18 protein-coding genes are annotated in these 16,774 nt (G+C 72.9%); 12 read left to right on the top strand and 6 right to left on the bottom strand.

What is annotated here, in order from left to right; translation table 11 throughout:
• The first annotated feature begins 56 nt into the window (after positions 1 to 56).
• Positions 57 to 362, top strand: a complete 306-nt coding sequence (locus ACIO9J_RS14420; RefSeq protein ID WP_401997753.1) for a DUF5955 family protein — start codon at positions 57 to 59, stop codon at positions 360 to 362.
• Positions 363 to 455: 93 nt separating this feature from the next.
• Here ACIO9J_RS14420 and ACIO9J_RS14415 read toward each other — a convergent pair whose 3' ends face one another.
• Positions 456 to 1,925 carry a PLP-dependent aminotransferase family protein gene (locus tag ACIO9J_RS14415; RefSeq protein WP_401997750.1) on the bottom strand — a complete coding sequence of 490 codons (1,470 nt, stop codon included), beginning with the start codon at positions 1,923 to 1,925 and terminating at the stop codon, positions 456 to 458.
• Between the two features lie 105 nt (positions 1,926 to 2,030).
• On the opposite strand from ACIO9J_RS14415, the gene ACIO9J_RS14410 reads away from it, so the two are divergent.
• Positions 2,031 to 2,627 carry a universal stress protein gene (locus ACIO9J_RS14410; RefSeq protein WP_401997747.1) on the top strand — a complete coding sequence of 199 codons (597 nt, stop codon included), beginning with the start codon at positions 2,031 to 2,033 and terminating at the stop codon, positions 2,625 to 2,627.
• On the opposite strand, the gene ACIO9J_RS14405 is transcribed toward ACIO9J_RS14410, so the two are convergent.
• Positions 2,598 to 3,248, bottom strand: coding sequence for a response regulator (locus ACIO9J_RS14405; protein ID WP_401998614.1), 651 nt, complete (start codon positions 3,246 to 3,248; stop codon positions 2,598 to 2,600). The genes ACIO9J_RS14410 and ACIO9J_RS14405 overlap by 30 nt on opposite strands.
• The gene (locus ACIO9J_RS14400; RefSeq protein WP_401997744.1) at positions 3,248 to 4,555 is read right to left on the bottom strand and encodes a sensor histidine kinase; all 1,308 of its coding nucleotides are present in this window, start codon (positions 4,553 to 4,555) and stop codon (positions 3,248 to 3,250) included. The genes ACIO9J_RS14405 and ACIO9J_RS14400 overlap by 1 nt, the downstream gene beginning before the upstream one ends.
• A 230-nt stretch (positions 4,556 to 4,785) precedes the next feature.
• Here ACIO9J_RS14400 and ACIO9J_RS14395 point away from each other — a divergent pair, with 230 nt between their 5' ends.
• Both ACIO9J_RS14395 and ACIO9J_RS14390 read left to right on the top strand, forming a co-directional pair.
• Positions 4,786 to 5,871, top strand: coding sequence for an ABC transporter permease (locus ACIO9J_RS14395; RefSeq protein WP_401997741.1), 1,086 nt, complete (start codon positions 4,786 to 4,788; stop codon positions 5,869 to 5,871).
• Positions 5,868 to 6,587, top strand: coding sequence for an ABC transporter ATP-binding protein (locus ACIO9J_RS14390; protein ID WP_401997738.1), 720 nt, complete (start codon positions 5,868 to 5,870; stop codon positions 6,585 to 6,587). The genes ACIO9J_RS14395 and ACIO9J_RS14390 overlap by 4 nt, the downstream gene beginning before the upstream one ends.
• Before the next feature lie 469 nt (positions 6,588 to 7,056).
• Here ACIO9J_RS14390 and ACIO9J_RS14385 read toward each other — a convergent pair whose 3' ends face one another.
• Positions 7,057 to 7,872, bottom strand: a complete 816-nt coding sequence (locus ACIO9J_RS14385) for an IclR family transcriptional regulator (RefSeq protein WP_401997736.1) — start codon at positions 7,870 to 7,872, stop codon at positions 7,057 to 7,059.
• A gap of 347 nt (positions 7,873 to 8,219) precedes the next feature.
• Here ACIO9J_RS14385 and allB point away from each other — a divergent pair, with 347 nt between their 5' ends.
• Together allB and alc are read left to right on the top strand one after the other, a co-directional pair.
• Positions 8,220 to 9,569, top strand: coding sequence for an allantoinase AllB (gene allB / locus ACIO9J_RS14380; RefSeq protein ID WP_401997733.1), 1,350 nt, complete (start codon positions 8,220 to 8,222; stop codon positions 9,567 to 9,569).
• 3 nt (positions 9,570 to 9,572) lie between these two features.
• Positions 9,573 to 10,688, top strand: a complete 1,116-nt coding sequence (gene alc, locus ACIO9J_RS14375; protein WP_401997730.1) for an allantoicase — start codon at positions 9,573 to 9,575, stop codon at positions 10,686 to 10,688.
• A gap of 70 nt (positions 10,689 to 10,758) precedes the next feature.
• Here the strand turns inward: alc and ACIO9J_RS14370 are convergent, their stop codons facing one another.
• Positions 10,759 to 11,499: an SDR family oxidoreductase gene (locus tag ACIO9J_RS14370; protein WP_401997727.1), complete on the bottom strand. Its 741-nt coding sequence runs from the start codon at positions 11,497 to 11,499 to the stop codon at positions 10,759 to 10,761.
• 223 nt (positions 11,500 to 11,722) lie between these two features.
• Here ACIO9J_RS14370 and ACIO9J_RS14365 point away from each other — a divergent pair, with 223 nt between their 5' ends.
• The 4 genes from ACIO9J_RS14365 (at position 11,723) to ACIO9J_RS14350 (ending at position 14,428) form a co-directional block, all read left to right on the top strand.
• Positions 11,723 to 12,331, top strand: coding sequence for a dihydrofolate reductase family protein (locus tag ACIO9J_RS14365; protein ID WP_401997724.1), 609 nt, complete (start codon positions 11,723 to 11,725; stop codon positions 12,329 to 12,331).
• A gap of 156 nt (positions 12,332 to 12,487) precedes the next feature.
• The gene (locus tag ACIO9J_RS14360; protein ID WP_401997722.1) at positions 12,488 to 13,393 is read left to right on the top strand and encodes a DMT family transporter; all 906 of its coding nucleotides are present in this window, start codon (positions 12,488 to 12,490) and stop codon (positions 13,391 to 13,393) included.
• 48 nt (positions 13,394 to 13,441) lie between these two features.
• Positions 13,442 to 13,918, top strand: a complete 477-nt coding sequence (locus ACIO9J_RS14355; protein ID WP_401997719.1) for a hypothetical protein — start codon at positions 13,442 to 13,444, stop codon at positions 13,916 to 13,918.
• Between the two features lie 102 nt (positions 13,919 to 14,020).
• On the top strand, positions 14,021 to 14,428 hold the full coding sequence (locus ACIO9J_RS14350; protein WP_401997716.1) for a ribonuclease: 408 nt from the start codon (positions 14,021 to 14,023) through the stop codon (positions 14,426 to 14,428).
• Between the two features lie 32 nt (positions 14,429 to 14,460).
• Here the strand turns inward: ACIO9J_RS14350 and ACIO9J_RS14345 are convergent, their stop codons facing one another.
• Complete coding sequence (locus tag ACIO9J_RS14345) at positions 14,461 to 14,667, bottom strand: hypothetical protein (RefSeq protein WP_401997713.1); 207 nt, start codon at positions 14,665 to 14,667, stop codon at positions 14,461 to 14,463.
• Between the two features lie 158 nt (positions 14,668 to 14,825).
• Between ACIO9J_RS14345 and ACIO9J_RS14340 the strand changes: the two genes are divergently transcribed.
• Together ACIO9J_RS14340 and ACIO9J_RS14335 are read left to right on the top strand one after the other, a co-directional pair.
• On the top strand, positions 14,826 to 16,070 hold the full coding sequence (locus ACIO9J_RS14340; protein WP_401997710.1) for a sensor histidine kinase: 1,245 nt from the start codon (positions 14,826 to 14,828) through the stop codon (positions 16,068 to 16,070).
• The gene (locus ACIO9J_RS14335; protein ID WP_401997707.1) at positions 16,067 to 16,747 is read left to right on the top strand and encodes a response regulator; all 681 of its coding nucleotides are present in this window, start codon (positions 16,067 to 16,069) and stop codon (positions 16,745 to 16,747) included. The genes ACIO9J_RS14340 and ACIO9J_RS14335 overlap by 4 nt, the downstream gene beginning before the upstream one ends.
• Positions 16,748 to 16,774: the final 27 nt, after the last annotated feature.

Here is a 16,774-nt window from a genome sequence, read left to right as displayed (position 1 = left end):
CGGGTCGGCGAAGGCCTGTACGTGTACGCGCGCGAAGGCGCGCGAGGGGGAGAGCTGTGTTGCGGAGCATGGGGCAGAGACGAGTGACCGGCAGCGGCGAGGATCCACGGGTGGCGGAGCTGAACGCCTCCGTGGCCCGGCTGCGCCGTGAACTCGCCGCGCACCCCGCCGAGTTCACGGACCGCGGCATCGCCGAGGACGAACTCGCGGCACTCGCCGAGATGGCCCGCGGCGGTACCCCCGAGGTCCTCAGGATGCGCAGATCGCTGCTGCTCGTCGCGGGCGCGATCGGCTCGGTGAGCGCCCTGGCCGCGGGGCTCGCGGCGGTGCGCGGCGCGGTGGAGATGTTCGGCGACCGGTGAGCGGTGGGGATGCCCGGTGGTCGGGGAACGGTGGCGGTACCCGGCTGCCCGGGCGTGGCGCCGAGCCTCGGCGACCGGTGAGGTGACGTTGTCTCAGGCCACCCAATTGCGCTGCGCCTGATCGCCGTTGACCGGCCGCAGGTCGCCCGCCAGTGCGGCGGCCAGGCGTCGTACCGCCTGCTCCGACCGCTCGGGCGGGAGTACGAACGGGATGCGCAGCCGGTGTTCGTGCGTGCCCGGATCGGCGCCGAAGCGCGGGCCGCCCTCGACGCGTACGCCGTGCCCGAGCGCGGCGGCCGCGAGCGCGGACGCCACCGGGCGGCCCAGGTCCACCCAGAGCGAGAGCCCGCCGGGCGGCAACTGCCAGCGCCACTCGGGCAGATGGCGGGCGAGCGAATCCGCGAGCGCGTCCCGCTGCGCGCGCAGCATCGGCAGCCGCTCGCGCAGCACCTCGTCCATACCGCCCAGCAGATGCAGCGCCACCAGCTGCTCGATCACGGGCGTCGCCATGTCGCTCGGCACCCGCTTCATCGCCAGCTCGGTGATCAGCCGTGACCCCGCACGCACCCAGCCGATCCGCAGCCCGCCCCAGTGCGTCTTGCTCAACGACCCCACGGTGACGACTTGTTCGGCCGTCCCGTGCGACGCGAGCGAGGCGAACGGCGCGGGCGGCGGCACGTCGAGCGCGATGTCCGCGATGGTCTCGTCGATCAGCAGCCAGGTGCCCGTGGCGCGGGCCGTCTCCAGGATGCGCACGCGCTGCTCGCGCGGCATCAGACAGCCGGTCGGATTCTGGAAGTCCGGTACGAGGTAGGCGATGCGGGGTGCCGCCTGCCGCAGCGACGACTCGACGAGGCCGCTGTCCCAGCCGTCCTCCGCGACCGGCACGGGCACCGCGCGCAGCCCCGCCCCGCGGATCGCGTCCAGGGCGTTCGGGTACGACGGGTTCTCCACGAGGACCCGGTCGCCCTGCCTGCCGAGCAGGGCGAGCGTCAGCGACAGCGCGTGCTGGGCGCCCGTGGTGATCAGGATCTGGTCGGGCAGGGTCGGCAGCCCGCGCCGCGTGAAGCGCTCCGCGACGGCCGCCCTCAACTCCGGTATGCCGTACGGGTGGTAGCCCGGCGTCGGCGCGTGCTCGGCCAGCATCGCGGCCGCCGCGCCGAGCGCCGCAGCGAGCTCGGGCTCCGGAGCGCCGGGCGCGGCGCTCGCCAGGTCGAGCACGCCGTCACCCGCGGGGAACACCGACACACCGGTCGGCCGCTGCCCCTCGGGCAGCTCGGTCCAGGTGCCCGCGCCGCGCCGGCTGCGCGCGTAGCCGCCCTCGCGCAGCACGTCGTACGCCGCCGTGACCGTGGCCCTGCTGACGCCCAGCGCCGTGGCGAGCTCCCGTTCCGCGGGCAGCCGGGTGCGCAGCGGCACCCGGCCGTCGAGCAGGAGGGTGCGGACGCCGTGCGCGAGCGCGCGGTAGCCGGGGTGCTCACCGGCCGTGCCGTGCAGCAGCGCGGCGAGCCGACGGCTGCCGAGCCTCCTGTCCACGGCGTGGACCACATGTGCCTCTGCCATGCCAACTCCCTCGTATTGGCCCTGCCTGCCAGGCCAATGAGCCTACAGAATCCCTTTCAGGCACCTTGAGTCGGCCTGATTGGCCTGGGAGGGGACGGGATACCGGTGGAATCGACGGAGCGGACGGAGCGGACGGAGTGGACGGGACGCGGAGAAGAGCGGGCGGGAGGCGCGGGCGGCGGCGCGGCTGGGCGCGTGATCGTCGGGGTGAGCGGCTCCCTCGCGAGCCTCGCCGCGCTGCGCGCGGGCGCGGCCGAGGCCGAGCGCGGCGGGCTGCGGCTCGTCGCGGTCGTCGCCTGGGAACCGCCGGAGGGCGAGGCGCTGTATCTGCGCCACCCCGACCCGGAATGGGCGCGGCACTGGCAGGGCGAGGCACGGGCCCGCCTCGACCGTGCCTTCGACCAGGTCTTCGGCGGGGCCCCGGCCGGGATCGGCACGGTGGAGCGTCTGGTCGTCAGGGACCGGCCGGGCCGCGCCCTGTGCGCGCTCGCGAGCCGCCCGGACGACCTCCTCGTCCTCGGCGCCCGTCAAGGCCGCGCACGCGGCACCAGGATCCACCGCCATGTCCGGGCGCACGCGGGCTGCGCCGTCCTCACGGTGCCCGCACCGCCCGTACCGAAGGGGCTGCGCAGGGCGCTGCGGCGGGTCACGGCGGAGGATTTCGCGCTGGTGTCAGGTGCCGCGTCTGATCAGGCCGCGTGACGTCGCCGCCGCCACCGCGGCCGTGCGGGAGTCGACGCCGAGCTTCGCGTAGATGTGCACCAGATGGGACTTCACGGTGGCCTGGCTCAGGAACAGTTCCTTGCTGATCCGCTGGTTGGACAGACCGTCCCGCACCAGGCGCAGCACCTCCAGTTCCCGGCGGCTGAGCGCCTCGCCGGGCGCCCGCATCCGGTCCATGAGCCGGTGCGCGATCGCGGGGGCGAGCGCCGAGCGGCCGGACGCGGCGGTGCGGACCGCGGCGGCCAGCTCCTCGGGCGGCGCGTCCTTGAGCAGATAGCCGGCCGCGCCCGCCTCGACCGCGGCGAGGATGTCCGCGTCCGTGTCGTACGTCGTGAGCACCAGGACCCGCGGCGCTCCGTCGACCGCGGTGATCGCGGCCGTCGCCGCCGCGCCGTGCATCCCGGCGCCGAACTGGAGATCCATCAGCACCACGTCGATCCCGCCGCTCGCGGCCCGCGCCACCGCGCCCTCCGCCGTCGCCGCCTCCGCGACGATCTCGAAGTCCGGCTCGGCGTCGAGCACGGCGCGCAGACCGGCCCGTACGACCGGGTGGTCGTCGGCGAGGAGCAGACGGATCGTGCTAGGACCGGTGTGCGGCATCACGCGGCGGCCTCCCGGGTGCGGGCGGGCAGTGGCAGCGAGATCGCCACGGCCGTGCCCTGGCCCGTGCCGGACTCGACCGTGAACGTGCCGCCGAGCGACTCGGCGCGCGACCGCATCGCGGGCAGCCCGAAGCCGCCGTCGCCGCTGTTCCGAGAGGCGGCGGCGGGCGGCTCCGCCGCGGGGTCGAAGCCGCGGCCGTCGTCCACCACGTCGAGCGTGACGGAGGCCTCCATGAACGTCAGCGTGATCTCGGCGCGGTCCGCCGCCGCGTGCCGCACCGTGTTGGCGAGCGCGGACTGGGCGATGCGCAGGAGCGCCACTTCGTACGGTGTGGGCAGCTCGGCCGGGGTGCCGCTGACGGAGAAGCGGACCCGTGGCCCCGGGCTCGACGTGCTCAGTCGTTCGAGGGCCCCGGCCAGCGAGCCGTGCGCCAGGTCCGGCGGGGTCAGCGCGCGGACGAAGCGGCGGGCCTCCGCGAGGTTGGCCTGCGCCGCGGCGCGCGCCTGTTCGATGTGCGGGGCGGCGGGGGAGCCCGTGGGGAGTCCGCGCTGCGCGGCCCGCAGGAGCAGCTGGATCGAAGAGAGGCCCTGCGCGAGCGTGTCGTGGATCTCGCGCGCCAGACGCTCGCGTTCGGCGAGGGTGCCCGCGGTGCGCTCGGCCGCGGCGAGTTCGGCGCGGGTCGCCACCAGCTCGTCGATCAGCTCGCGGCGGCGTTCGCTCTCGCGGTACAGAGTCTGGTAGCCGAGGACCGTGACCACGGCCACCGCCGCGCCGAGCAGCGGGCCTATGAAGCTGCCCGGCGTGACCTGCGCGCTGTGCACCAGGAAGCTCGCGATCGCCGCGGCGGCCGTGCCCAGCACGGTGGGGAGCGCCCAGCGCAGCGGGAGCAGGTGCAGCTGGAGGAAGTACAGCGGGAACGCCGCCCAGAGCCCGTCGGGGGAGAGCGCGAGCAGCACCAGCCAGCTCGCGCCGAGCGCCCCGAGCCAGAGCGCGGCGGCCCGGCCCGAGCGGGGGATCCTGGGGCTCAGCGTGCCCGCCGCGTACACGGCGCCCATCAGGAGCGCGGCCGCGACGACCGCCGCGGGGTGGTGCGCGGCGCCGCCCGCTCCGCCGGTGACGTCCGCCTCGTTCGCGCCGGTGAGCGCCTTCACCGCGGTCAGGGCGAGCAGCCCGGCGAGCAGGGCGTGCAGACAGAGGCGGAGCGTGAGGGTCACCGGGGTCGGGGGCGCGGCCGCCGGGGGTGTGGGCGCAGGGGCGGGTGCGGCGGCTGGTGCCGGTGGGGCGGTCTTCTGAGGGCGCGGCATGGTTCTTCCAGCGTAGGAGAGGGCCGGCGTGCTGCGGCCGTCCCGGGGGCGGGGCCGCGGACGGGCCGGTCCGGCGGCGGGGCCTCGCACGGCTGTGCCCCCTTCACGGTACGGGGTGGTCCCCTCCGCGCCGTCAACCGAAAGTTTGAAAGACGGCTCCCTCCTTCGATTCGGGTGAAGCGTGCTGTGGCGCGATGCCTGGAGGGTGCGGGTGGCCGCAGGGTGGGGGCATGTTCGTCGCATGGAGAGACCTGCGGTTCGCCAAGGGGCGGTTCGCCCTCATGGGGGCCGTCGTCGTACTGATCACCCTGCTCGTCGGTCTGCTGTCCGGGCTGACCGCCGGGCTCGCCAGGGAGAACACCTCGGCGATCACCGGACTGCCCGCCGACCACCTCGCCTTCGCCGCGCCCCCCGACGGCCAGTCCGTCTCCTTCACCAACTCCTCGCTGCGGCAGGGCGCCTGGGAGAAGTGGGCCGCGCGCCCCGGGGTGACCTCCGCGCAGCCCATCGGGATCAGCACGCTCAACGCCACCGCGGGCGACCGGTCCGGCGCGGTCTCCGCCTTCGGCGTCGAGCCGGACTCCGGGATCGCCCCGGACGGCCTCGCTCCGGGCGAGGCGGTGCTCTCCGAGCAGGCCGCCGACGATCTGGGCGTGAGGGTCGGCGACCGGGTCAGGCTCGGCGGCAGCGGTCAGCACGAACGCGTCGCGCGGATCGCCTCCGACGCCTCGTACAGCCATACGCCCGTCGTGTGGGTCACGCTCGACGACTGGCAGGGGCTCGGGCACCGCGGTACGTCCGTCGACGAGCAGGCCACCGTGGTCGCGCTGCGGACCGGCGACGGGGTCGATCTCGCGGGCGGTGACGCGGCGGCGGGAACCGAGACGAAGTCCCTGGACGGGGCGTTGAGCGCGATCGGTTCCTACCAGGCCGAGAACGGGTCCCTCCAGCTGATGAGGGGCTTCCTGTTCGTCATCTCCGCGCTGGTCATAGGGGCGTTCTTCACGGTGTGGACCATCCAGCGCGCGGGGGACATCGCCGTCCTCAAGGCGCTCGGGGCCTCCACGCGCTATCTGCTGCGCGACGCGCTCGGGCAGGCGGTGGTGATGCTCGTCGCCGGTACGGGGATCGGGACCGTGATCGCCGTGGGCGTGGGCCGGCTCATCGGCGGGGGCGACGTCCCGTTCGTCCTGGAGCCGTCGACCGTGCTGTGGCCCGCCGGGGTGATGGTGCTGCTCGGGGTGCTGGGAGCCGGTCTTTCCGTGCGGCGGATCACCGCCGTCGATCCGTTGGTAGCGCTGGGGAGTGCACGATGAGTACTTCGAGTTCTTCTTCGACTTCTTCGATTTCTTTGGCCGTTGAAGACGTCACGCTGACGTACCCGGACGGGGGTGGGCGGCTCACCGCGCTGGACGGCGTCGGCCTAGAGGTCCCTGCCGGGACGATGACGGCGGTGGTGGGCCCCTCCGGCTCCGGCAAATCCAGCCTGCTCGCCGTGGCGGCGACGCTGGTCAGCCCCGATCGGGGACGGGTCGTCGTCGACGGGGTGGAGACGGGTTCACTGACCCGGTCCGAGAAGGCGGAGCTGCGGCGGACACGGCTGGGCATCGTCTTCCAGCAGCCGAATCTGCTGCCGTCGCTGACCGCGGTGGAGCAGTTGGAGCTCATGGCGCGGCTGGCGGGGGTGCGGCGGGGGGCGCCGGAGCGGGCGCGAGAACTGTTGGCCGCGGTGGGCCTGGAGGCGGAGTCGGGGCGCCGTCCGCATCAGTTGTCGGGTGGACAGAGGCAACGGGTGGGAATCGCGCGGGCGTTGATGAACGGGCCGGCGGTGTTGCTGGTGGATGAACCGACGAGTGCGTTGGACCATGAGCGGGGGGCGGCGGTGCTCGACCTGCTGGCGGGGCTGACGCGGGCACGGGGGACGTCGACGGTGCTGGTCACGCATGACCGGGCGCGGCTTGGGGTGGCGGATCGGGTGGTGGAGATGGTGGATGGGCGGTTGGGGCCGATGGATGCGGTGGGGGTGGAGTAGCTGGGCGGGCGCTGGGCGCGGGCCGGGGCGGGGATCGTCTGCGGGTCCGGGTGGGCTGGTGCGCGGGGTTCGTCTGTGGGGCGGGGCCGTGGGGGTATGTACGTACTCGCTATCCCGGGGCAGGGGCCAATGGACTTGCTTCCTTGCCTCGGTGGCCACTTGTGCTCCGTGCGCACATACCCCCACGTCCCCTCAGGCCGGCTGCGCGACCGCGCCCCGGCGGGGGTGGCCCCACATACACCCCGGACCGCGCCGCTGCCCCAGTGAACCCGGTGCCCCACCGGCCCGCAGCCGCGAGCGAGACCGGAGGGGACGTGGCGGTATGTCTGCCCGGAGCACAAGTGGCGGCGTACCGAGGTGCATGGGTGTGGCGGTTCACCGGGATAGCGAGGACGGACATACCGCCGCGGCCCCGCCCCGCACCCGCACCCCAGGCGCACGACCCCAAGCCGGGCGACGAGAGACGGCCTTACGCGGTCGGCGTCGCGCTCGCCAGGGCCGCGGAGAGTTCCACCGCTACCTGCTGGAGCACCGGGACGATCTTGTCCGTGGCGGATTCCGTGACGCGGCCGGCCGGGCCCGAGATGGAGATCGCCGCCGCCGTGGGGGAGTTCGGCACCGGCACGGCCAGGCAGCGGACGCCGATCTCCTGTTCGTTGTCGTCCACCGCGTACCCCGTGCGCCGCACCTCTTCGAGCGCGTCGAGGAAGCCCTCGGGGGTGGTGATCGTCTTCTCCGTGGCGGCGGGCATGCCCGTACGGGAGAGGAGCGCGCGGACCTCCTCCGGAGGGGTGTGGGCGAGAAGCGCCTTGCCCACACCCGTGGAGTGCGGCAGCACACGCCGCCCGACCTCGGTGAACATCCGCATGGAGTGCTTGGACGGCACCTGCGCGACGTACACGATCTCGTCGCCGTCGAGCAGCGCCATGTTCGCGGTCTCGCCGGTCTCCTCGACGAGCCGGGCGAGGTAGGGGCGGGCCCACGTGCCGAGCAGCCGCGACGCCGATTCGCCGAGGCGGATCAGGCGCGGGCCGAGCGAATAGCGGCGGTTGGCCTGCTGACGTACGTAGCCGCAGGCGACGAGCGTACGCATCAGGCGGTGGATCGTGGGGAGCGGAAGACCGCTGCTGGCGGAGAGCTCGCTGAGGCCGACCTCGCCCCCGGCGTCCGCCATCCGCTCAAGGAGGTCGAAGGCGCGCTCGAGGGACTGGACCCCACCGCTCGCGGCGGGGGTTTTGGAGGCGGCGACTTCAGCAGAAGCGTCGCTGGCGCTGGACGTCGGCACGGCGCGTTCCTTTCGGTGCTGGCGGGCAAGGAAGCAGCCTACCGGGCGGTTCTTCCCAGGGGTTCTTGCGCGTCACGGCGTCTCCGCCGGTCAGAGGGGTTCACGGGGGCCTTTGTCCGCGTCTTCGCTGGGATGTCCCGTGATCTCTCGACGGTCTGGTTGTGCATAGCTACGTTCTGGCAAGCGGAATTCTAATTCCACGTTGTGGAAACGTCCAGTACGCCAGGGAAGAGAAATCGACCCTTGACGTCTCGCGGTCGAGCGTGAAAACTCCTTCAACAGAACGTTGAATTCCGTTAAGCGGAAACAAAAGGTCTGTGAAGCGGAACAGAAGAGAGGGGACACGGGTGTCGGAACAGGACGTGGCCGCTGAGCTGGTTCTTCGCTCGACTCGCGTCATCACGCCGGAGGGTACGCGGGCCGCATCGGTCGCCGTCGCCGGCGGGACGATCGTGGCCGTCGGCGCGTACGACGCCGAGGTGCCGGACGGCGCTCGCCTGGAGGACTTCGGCGACGACGTCCTGCTGCCCGGCCTCGTCGACACGCACGTCCACGTGAACGACCCCGGACGTACGGAGTGGGAGGGCTTCTGGACCGCCACCCGCGCCGCGGCCGCCGGCGGCATCACGACCCTGGTCGACATGCCGCTCAACTCCCTGCCGCCGACCACGACCGTGGACAACCTGCGGACCAAGCAGGACGTCGCCAGGAGCAAGGCCCACATCGACGTGGGCTTCTGGGGCGGCGCGCTGCCCGACAACGTGCAGGACCTGAAGCCGCTGCACGACGCGGGCGTGTACGGGTTCAAGTGCTTCCTCTCGCCGTCCGGCGTGGACGAGTTCCCGGAGCTGAACCAGGAACAGCTCACCGCCTCGATGGCGGAGATCACCGGCTTCGGCGGCCTGCTGATCGTGCACGCCGAGGACCCGCACGAGCTGGACGCCGCCCCGCACAAGGCGGGCCCCAAGTACGCGGACTACCTGCAGACCCGTCCTCGTATCTCCGAGGACACGGCGATCGAGGGCCTCATCGCCGTCGCCAAGCGGCTCGGCGCCCGCGTGCACGTCCTGCACCTCTCCTCCTCCGACGCGCTGCCGCTCGTCGCCGCCGCCAAGCGCGAGGGCGTCCAGCTGACCGTCGAGACCTGCCCGCACTACCTGACCCTGACCGCCGAGGAAGTCCCGGACGGGGCCAGCGAGTTCAAGTGCTGCCCGCCCATCCGGGAGGCCGGCAACCAGGACCTGCTGTGGGCCGCGCTCGCCGACGGCACCATCGACTGCGTCGTGACGGACCACTCTCCCTCCACCGCGGATCTGAAGACCGACGACTTCGCGACCGCCTGGGGCGGCATCTCCGGGCTCCAGCTGAGCCTGCCCGCCGTCTGGACCGAGGCGCGCAAGCGCGGTCACTCCCTCGAGGACGTGGTGCGGTGGATGTCCACCCGCACCGCACAACTGGTCGGACTCGACCGGAAGGGCGCCATCGAGGCCGGCCGCGACGCCGACTTCGCGGTCCTCGCGCCCGACGAGACCTTCACCGTGGACCCCGCGGAGCTGCAGCACCGGAACCGGGTCACGGCGTACGCGGGCAAGACCCTCAGCGGCGTCGTGAAGTCCACCTGGCTGCGCGGCGAACGCATCCTGCACGGCGGCGAGTTCAGTGAACCCGCAGGCCGACTTCTGGAAAGGAACAACTGAGCAGTGACGGCGATACCTTCCTTCACCGGCGACGCGAGCCCCTACGGCGGCGGCGAGCCCTTTGCCGACTACCGCACGGCCGACTTCCCCTTCACCCCGTACGCCAACCTCGCCGACCGGCAGCTCGGCGCCGGTGTGATCGCCGCCAACGACGAGTTCTTCGCGATGCGCGAGAACCTGCTGCTGCCGCACGACGCGGTCTTCGACCCGGAGCACTTCGGGCACAAGGGAAAGGTCATGGACGGGTGGGAGACCCGTCGCAGGCGCGGCGTGTCCGGTGAGCACCCGTGGCCCACCGCCGACGACCACGACTGGGCGCTCGTCCGCCTCGGCGCCCCCGGCGTCGTACGCGGCATCGTCATCGACACCGCCCACTTCCGCGGCAACTACCCGCAGGCCGTCTCCGTCGAGGGCGCCAGCGTCGAGGGTTCGCCGACCCCCGAGGAGCTCCTCGGCGACGACGTGAAGTGGACGACCCTCGTACCGCGCACGGCCGTCGGCGGACACGCCGCCAACGGTTTCGCCGTCGACGTCGAGCAGCGCTTCACGCACCTGCGCGTCAACCAGCACCCGGACGGCGGCATCGCCCGCCTCCGTGTCTACGGCGAGGTCGCCGCCGACCCCAAGTGGCTCGCCGCGCTCGGCACGTTCGACGTCGTCGCGCTGGAGAACGGCGGCCAGGTCGAGGACGCCTCCGACCGCTTCTACTCCCCGGCCACCAACACCATCCAGCCGGGCCGCTCCCGCAAGATGGACGACGGCTGGGAGACCCGCCGCCGCCGTGACAACGGCAACGACTGGATCCGCTACCAGCTCGTCCAGCAGTCCGAGATCCGCTCGGTCGAGATCGACACCGCGTACCTGAAGGGCAACTCGGCCGGCTGGGCCGCCCTGTCCGTACGTGACGGTGAGAGCGGCGAGTGGGTCGAGGCGCTGCCGCGCACCCGGCTCCAGCCCGACACCAACCACCGCTTCGTGCTGGCCGCGCCGGTCGTCGGCACCCACGTGCGCGTCGACATCTTCCCCGACGGCGGCATCTCCCGGCTGCGCCTGTTCGGTTCGCTGACCGAGGGCGGCGCGGCCAAGCTGGCCGCCCGTCACCAGGAGCTGGGCGGCTGATCCGCCCCCGCTGAACGTGGGGCGCACCGGGTGGACAGCCCCGGTGCGCCCCGCAACCAATTCCGCGCGGTCAGGCGGCGTGACCGCCGTCGACCGACAGCTCGGTGCCGGTGATGTACGCGGCGTCCTGCCCGGCCAGATAGCCGACCAGGGACGCCACCTCGGCGGCGGAACCGAAGCGGCCGAGTGCCGTCATGGCGCTCTGTCCTTCGGCGAAGGGGCCGCCCGCCGGGTTCATGTCGGTGTCGATGGGGCCCGGCTGGACCAGGTTCGCGGTGATCCGGCGCCCGCCCAACTCCCGTGCGAGCGCCTTGTTCAGACCGATCAGGGCGGCCTTGCTCGTCGCGTAGAGCGTGCCGCCGGGGCCCGGCACCCGCTGGGCCATGCAGCTGCCGATGGTGATGATCCGGCCGCCGTCGCCGAGCCTGCCCGCCGCCGCCTGCGAGGCGAGGAAGACGCCGCGCACGTTGACGGCGATGACCCGGTCGACGTCCGCGAGCGTCAGGTCGCCGATCGGTCCGAGCACGCCGATGCCCGCGTTGTTCACCAGGATGTCCAGGCCGCCCAGGTCGTCGGCCGCGCGCTCCACGGCGCCCGCCGCGTCCCCGGCCTCGGCCGCGTCCGCCTTGATGGCGAAGCCGCGCCGCCCCGTCGACTCGATCTTCGCGACGACCTCACGGGCCGCGTCCTCGTTCTGTACGTAGGTGATCGCCACGTCCGCGCCCTGCTCGGCCAGGTGCAGCGCGGCGGCCGCGCCCATGCCGCGGCTGCCGCCGGTGACCAGGGCCTTCTTGCCGGTGAGAGTAGACATGTCCGTACCTCTTCTGTGTGTATCGGGTGGTATCCGCCGCTGTGGGCGAGAAGTGCTTGCGGGTTCAATGAAACGCGTCCGGGCGGGCGGTGGCTGGCGGGAAACGGACGCGGATTTCGGGGGCACGGGCGTCGATGACTTCCCGGCCGCCGGCCGGTCTCAGTAGATGAAGGACACGGCATCCGGCCGGGAGTACGCACCCATCCGAGAGAAGGCGCGGACCATGAAGCTCACCCTCACCCAGTTCCTCACCCTCGACGGCGTCATCCAGGCCCCGGGCGGCCCGGAGGAGGACCGCAGCGGCGGCTTCGAGCAGGGCGGCTGGTCGGTGCCCTACGACGACGAGGACTTCGGCGTCTTCGTCACCGAGGTCTTCGACCGGGTCGACGCCTTCCTGCTCGGCAGGAACACCTACGACATCTTCGCCGGGTACTGGCCCGACAAGACCGACCCCGCCGACCCGGTGGCCTCGCGGCTCAACTCCCTGCCGAAGTACGTCGCGAGCACCACCCTGACCACCGCCGACTGGCAGGGCACGCGGATCATCGGCCGCGACGACCTGGTCAAGGACGTCACCGCGCTCAAGGAGCAGCCGGGGCGCGAGCTCCAGATGCACGGCAGCGCGGGGCTCGCGCGCTCCCTGATGGCGCACGACCTGATCGACGGCCTGAACCTGCTGACGTTCCCCGTCGCCCTCGGCGCGGGCACACGGCTCTTCGCGGCGGGCGGGCTGCCCACCGCGTTCCGGCTCAGCGGGTCGCGCACGACGTCCAAGGGCGTCGTGATCAGCACGTACGAGCGCGTGGGCCGCCCGGAGTACGGGAGTTTCTGACCGGCAGGGAAGGGAGCAGCCGACCGGCCCGTGAGACGCGGGGCGGCCGGTCTTCCCGGCGCGATCTTCGACGGATACGGTGTGCGCTCCGCGTGCGAGCCGCCGAAGTCTCCACACCGTCGCAGCAGTTGCCGCACCCGTTGGAGACCGTGCCCCGTGTCGACGCTCGCCGCCCCCGCCACGCTCGCCCCGCGCCGTGTCTGGCTCACCGATCTGCCCGTGCTCCTGGTGGCCGTGGTGTGGGGCGCCAGCTATCTCGCGGCCAAGGGCATCACCACGACCCACACGGTCGTCGCCGTGCTCGTGCTGCGCTTCGGAGTGGTGCTGCCCGCCCTCGTGGTGGCCGGGTGGCGGTCCCTGCGGGGGCTCACGGCCGCGCAGTGGCGCGGGGCGGGGACGCTCGGTCTGATCCTCGCCGGGATCTTCCTCCTGGAGACCTACGGCGTCGTGCACACATCGGCGACCAACGCGGGCCTGATCATCAGCCTCACCATGGTCTTCACGCCGCTCGCCGAGGCCGCGGCGCGGCGGAAGCGGCCGCCGCGCGTGTTCCTCGCCGCGGCCGGGCTCTCCGTGCTCGGCGTGGTCCTGCTGACCCAGAGCGGCGGCTTCACCCGCCCCTCGCCCGGCGATCTGCTCATCCTGCTCGCCGCTCTCGCCCGCACCGCGCACGTCCTCGCGATGGCGCGCGTCAAGGCGGTGCGGGACGCCGACTCGCTCTCCCTGACCACGGTCCAACTGGGCGCCGCGATGCTGGTGTTCGCGCTGCTCGCGGCCGCGGGGACGGGCGAGGCGCCCTGGTCCGTCGCGGCGGACTTCGGCGCACGGGAGTGGGCGGGCCTGCTCTTCCTCGCGGTCTTCTGCACGCTCTTCGCCTTCTTCGTACAGATGTGGGCGGTGCGCAGGACCTCGCCGTCACGGGTGAGCCTGCTGCTCGGCACGGAACCCCTGTGGGCCGCGTTCGTGGGCATCGTGATCGGCGGCGAACGGATCGGCGCGCTCGGCGTGCTGGGCGGGGTGCTCGTGCTGGTGGGCACGGGTCTGGGGCGCCGGGCGCGGTGATAGCTTCCTCGGACTGTGAAGGGGACACGACAGGAGGGGAGTGCGGGCGTGACGGACTTCGAGTACGCGTTCGTGAGGCGGGCCGAGGTGATGCGCCGCGTGGGCATCGGGCTGCTGATGGTGGCGGGGCTCGTCTGGATCGTGCTCGCCGTCAAACTCGTCAAGCCCTTCGAGGTGCAGCGCCAGTACGGCAGCACGAAGTGCGACTCCGTCCTCTTCCCCGACCGTGACGCGCCGTACGAGAAGGAGGCGAGCACGTACGAGGAGGGCCAGCCCGACGCGTGCGTCGCCGAGCGGCGGTGGCCCGAACTCCTGGGCTGGCTGGCCGCGTCGGTACCGCCCGCCGTCGCCGGGGCCGTGCTGCTGACGAGCGGTTCGACCAGCCTGCGGCTGCGCGAGTACATGGCCGAACACCGGGTGGCGGCCGCCGCCGCGGAGAAGAGCGCCGCCGCGGAGCGGGCCGTCGCCGCGGAGAAGGCCGCTGTCGCCGAGAAGGCCGCCGTCGCGGATGCGGAGAAGAAGTGACGGAGAAGAGCGCGTCGCACACGGTTAACAGCCGGTAACTCCCGGAAAATTCACCGCACTTGACGTTGACACGCCAACCTCTACGCGCGTCACACTGGACCCATGCGAATCCCCCCACGAATCGTCAGCGTCACCGCCCTCGCCGCCGCCCTGCTCATCGGCGGCCCCGTCGCGGCCACCGCGAGCGCCGCGCCCGCCGCCCCCGTCGCGCACTCCGTCACCGCGGTCGGCAAGATCTGCCTCTCCGCCCTGCCCTCCCAGGCGCACGACACCCTGGACCTGATCGACAAGGGCGGCCCCTACCCGTACCCGCAGGACGGCACGGTCTTCCAGAACCGTGAGGGCGAGCTGCCCAAGCAGAGCTCCGGCTACTACCACGAGTACACGGTCATCACGCCCGGCTCCGACGACCGCGGTGCCCGGCGCATCGTGACCGGCGACAAGAGCCAGGAGGACTACTACACCGCGGACCACTACGCGTCCTTCGACCTGGTGGACCACGGCTGCTGAAGTCCTCGGGGGCGTACGGTCCCGGCGGCCGGTCAGCGTGACCGGTGGCTCTCCACCGCGGCGAAGAGCGCGACGGCGAGCACGAGCAGCGTGACGCTCGCGAAGATCTCGTAGCCGTCCAGGAAGCCGAGACGCTGCACGAGGCCCCAGCCGTCCAGGCTGCCGGTGAGCTCGTGGATCAGCCCGGCCGCCCCCTGGATCAACAGCAGTACGCCGAGGAACTCAAGTACCTGTCTCATACCGGGATCCTCGCCCCGGCGCTTCCCCACGCACATCGGCCGCGGGGCGAGGATCCCCCTCAGGCGTGGGTCCGAAAGTCGTGGACCTGCGCGACTTTGGTAGACGATCACGCGCGGGGGACACCCCGGGCCCTGGACAGTGCGTAGATTTGTCGACCATGAGCGGCACTGACCCCACCCCCCGGTCCCTGGCCGGAAGGCCGTGGGCGCTGCCCTCCGCCATCGCGAGCGAACTCGACCCCGACCACGCGCGGCGCCGCGGCACCCGGCGGACCGTGCGCGACTGGCTCGTGGACTTCACCTGCTTCCTCACGGCCGTCCTGATCGGCATGATCGGCGCCGACGCGGTCGGGAACAACCCGCACGTCTCCGCGGGCTACGCCGAGCTCGACCAGGTGATCGGCGCGCTCGCCTGCGCCGCGGTCTGGCTGCGCAGGCGCTGGCCGGTGGGGCTCGCCATCGCGCTGGTGCCGGTGGGGGTCGCCTCCGACACCGCGGGCGGCGCGGCCGCGATCGCCCTCTTCACCCTCGCCGTGCACCGGCCCTTCCGGTACGTCGCCTGGGTCGGCGGCGCCTCGGTCCTGGTGGTCCCCCTCACCTGCTGGCTGCGGCCCGACGCGGACATGCCCTACGGGATCGCCATCGCCTTCGGCGTCGTACTGACCGCGGCGGTCATGGGCTGGGGCATGTTCGTGCGCTCCCGGCGCCAACTCCTGCTCAGCCTGCGCGACCGCGCCCTGCGCGCCGAGAACGAGGCCGCGCTCCGCGCCGAACAGGCCCAGCGCCTCGCCCGCGAGGCCATCGCCCGCGAGATGCACGACGTCCTCGCGCACCGCCTGACGCTGCTCAGCGTGCACGCGGGCGCCCTGGAGTTCCGCCCCGACGCACCCCGCGCGGAGATCGTCCGCGCCGCGGGCGTCATCCGGGAGAGCTCCCACGAGGCGCTCCAGGACCTGCGCCAGGTGATCGGCGTCCTGCGGGGCGGCGACGCGGACGCCTCGGGCCGCCCGCAGCCCACGCTCACGGCCCTGGACACCCTGGTCGCCGAGTCCCGCGCGGCGGGCATGAAGGTCGTCCTCGACAACCGGGTCGCCGACCCGGCGTCCGTGCCCGCGGCCGTCGGCCGCACCGCGTACCGCATCACCCAGGAGGCGCTGACCAACGCCCGCAAACACGCACCGGGAACCGAGGTGACCGTCGCCGTGTCGGGCGTACCCGGCGAGGGCCTGACGCTCTCCGTGCGCAACCCCGCACCGGCCGGCGACGTGCCCAAAGTGCCCGGTTCCGGGCAGGGGTTGATCGGCCTGACCGAGCGGGCCTCGCTCGCGGGCGGCAGGCTGGAGCACGGTACGCCGCCCGAGGGCGGCTTCCACCTGGAGGCATGGCTACCGTGGGCCCCATGAACACCATCAGGCTGCTCCTCGTCGACGACGACCCACTGGTCCGCGCCGGGCTCTCCTTCATGCTCGGCGGCGCCGACGACATCGAGATCGTGGGGGAGGCGGGCGACGGCACGGAGGTCGCCCCGCTCGTCGGTGAACTCCGCCCCGACGTCGTCCTGATGGACATCCGCATGCCCACCATGGACGGCCTCGCGGCCACGGAGGCGCTGCGCAGGCGGCCCGACGCCCCCGAAGTCATCGTGCTCACCACCTTCCACGCCGACGAGCAGGTCCTGCGCGCGCTGCGGGCGGGCGCCGCGGGCTTCGTGCTCAAGGACACGGCGCCCGCCGAGATCGTCGCCGCGGTACGCGCGGTGGCCGCGGGCGAGCCGGTGCTCTCGCCCACCGTGACCCAGCAGTTGATCACGCAGGTGACCGGCGTGGACCCCCAGACGGACCGCAGGCGGCGGGCGTTGGAGCGGCTCGGCACGCTGGCCGAGCGCGAACGCGAGGTGGCCGTCGCGGTCGGCAAGGGCGGCTCCAACGCGGACATCGCGGCGGAACTCTTCCTGAGCGTGGCCACCGTCAAGGCCCACGTCTCCCGCATCCTGACGAAGCTCGACCTCAACAACCGGGTGCAGATCGCCCTCCTCGCCCATGACGCGGGGCTGCTGGACGGCTCGCAGCGCGGGGACTGAAGGGCTGCGGCGGCTTCCCGCCCGGTG

It is taken from the genome of Streptomyces sp. NPDC087300 (genome assembly GCF_044744425.1).
In the GTDB taxonomy this organism is placed as follows: domain Bacteria; phylum Actinomycetota; class Actinomycetes; order Streptomycetales; family Streptomycetaceae; genus Streptomyces.
Note: the sequence above shows the minus strand (reverse complement) of the source record. Positions and strands in the feature narration are given on the sequence as shown.

Excerpts from the sequence above, each read along its gene's own strand:
- ACIO9J_RS14415 (WP_401997750.1), bottom strand. The coding sequence starts at position 1,925 with ATGGCAGAGGCACATGTGGTCCACGCCGTGGACAGGAGGCTCGGCAGC.
- ACIO9J_RS14405 (WP_401998614.1), bottom strand. The coding sequence starts at position 3,248 with ATGCCGCACACCGGTCCTAGCACGATCCGTCTGCTCCTCGCCGACGAC.
- ACIO9J_RS14400 (WP_401997744.1), bottom strand. The coding sequence starts at position 4,555 with ATGCCGCGCCCTCAGAAGACCGCCCCACCGGCACCAGCCGCCGCACCC.
- ACIO9J_RS14395 (WP_401997741.1), top strand. The coding sequence starts at position 4,786 with ATGTTCGTCGCATGGAGAGACCTGCGGTTCGCCAAGGGGCGGTTCGCC.
- ACIO9J_RS14390 (WP_401997738.1), top strand. The coding sequence starts at position 5,868 with ATGAGTACTTCGAGTTCTTCTTCGACTTCTTCGATTTCTTTGGCCGTT.
- ACIO9J_RS14370 (WP_401997727.1), bottom strand. The coding sequence starts at position 11,499 with ATGTCTACTCTCACCGGCAAGAAGGCCCTGGTCACCGGCGGCAGCCGC.
- ACIO9J_RS14365 (WP_401997724.1), top strand. The coding sequence starts at position 11,723 with ATGAAGCTCACCCTCACCCAGTTCCTCACCCTCGACGGCGTCATCCAG.
- ACIO9J_RS14350 (WP_401997716.1), top strand. The coding sequence starts at position 14,021 with ATGCGAATCCCCCCACGAATCGTCAGCGTCACCGCCCTCGCCGCCGCC.
- ACIO9J_RS14345 (WP_401997713.1), bottom strand. The coding sequence starts at position 14,667 with ATGAGACAGGTACTTGAGTTCCTCGGCGTACTGCTGTTGATCCAGGGG.
- ACIO9J_RS14340 (WP_401997710.1), top strand. The coding sequence starts at position 14,826 with ATGAGCGGCACTGACCCCACCCCCCGGTCCCTGGCCGGAAGGCCGTGG.
- ACIO9J_RS14335 (WP_401997707.1), top strand. The coding sequence starts at position 16,067 with ATGAACACCATCAGGCTGCTCCTCGTCGACGACGACCCACTGGTCCGC.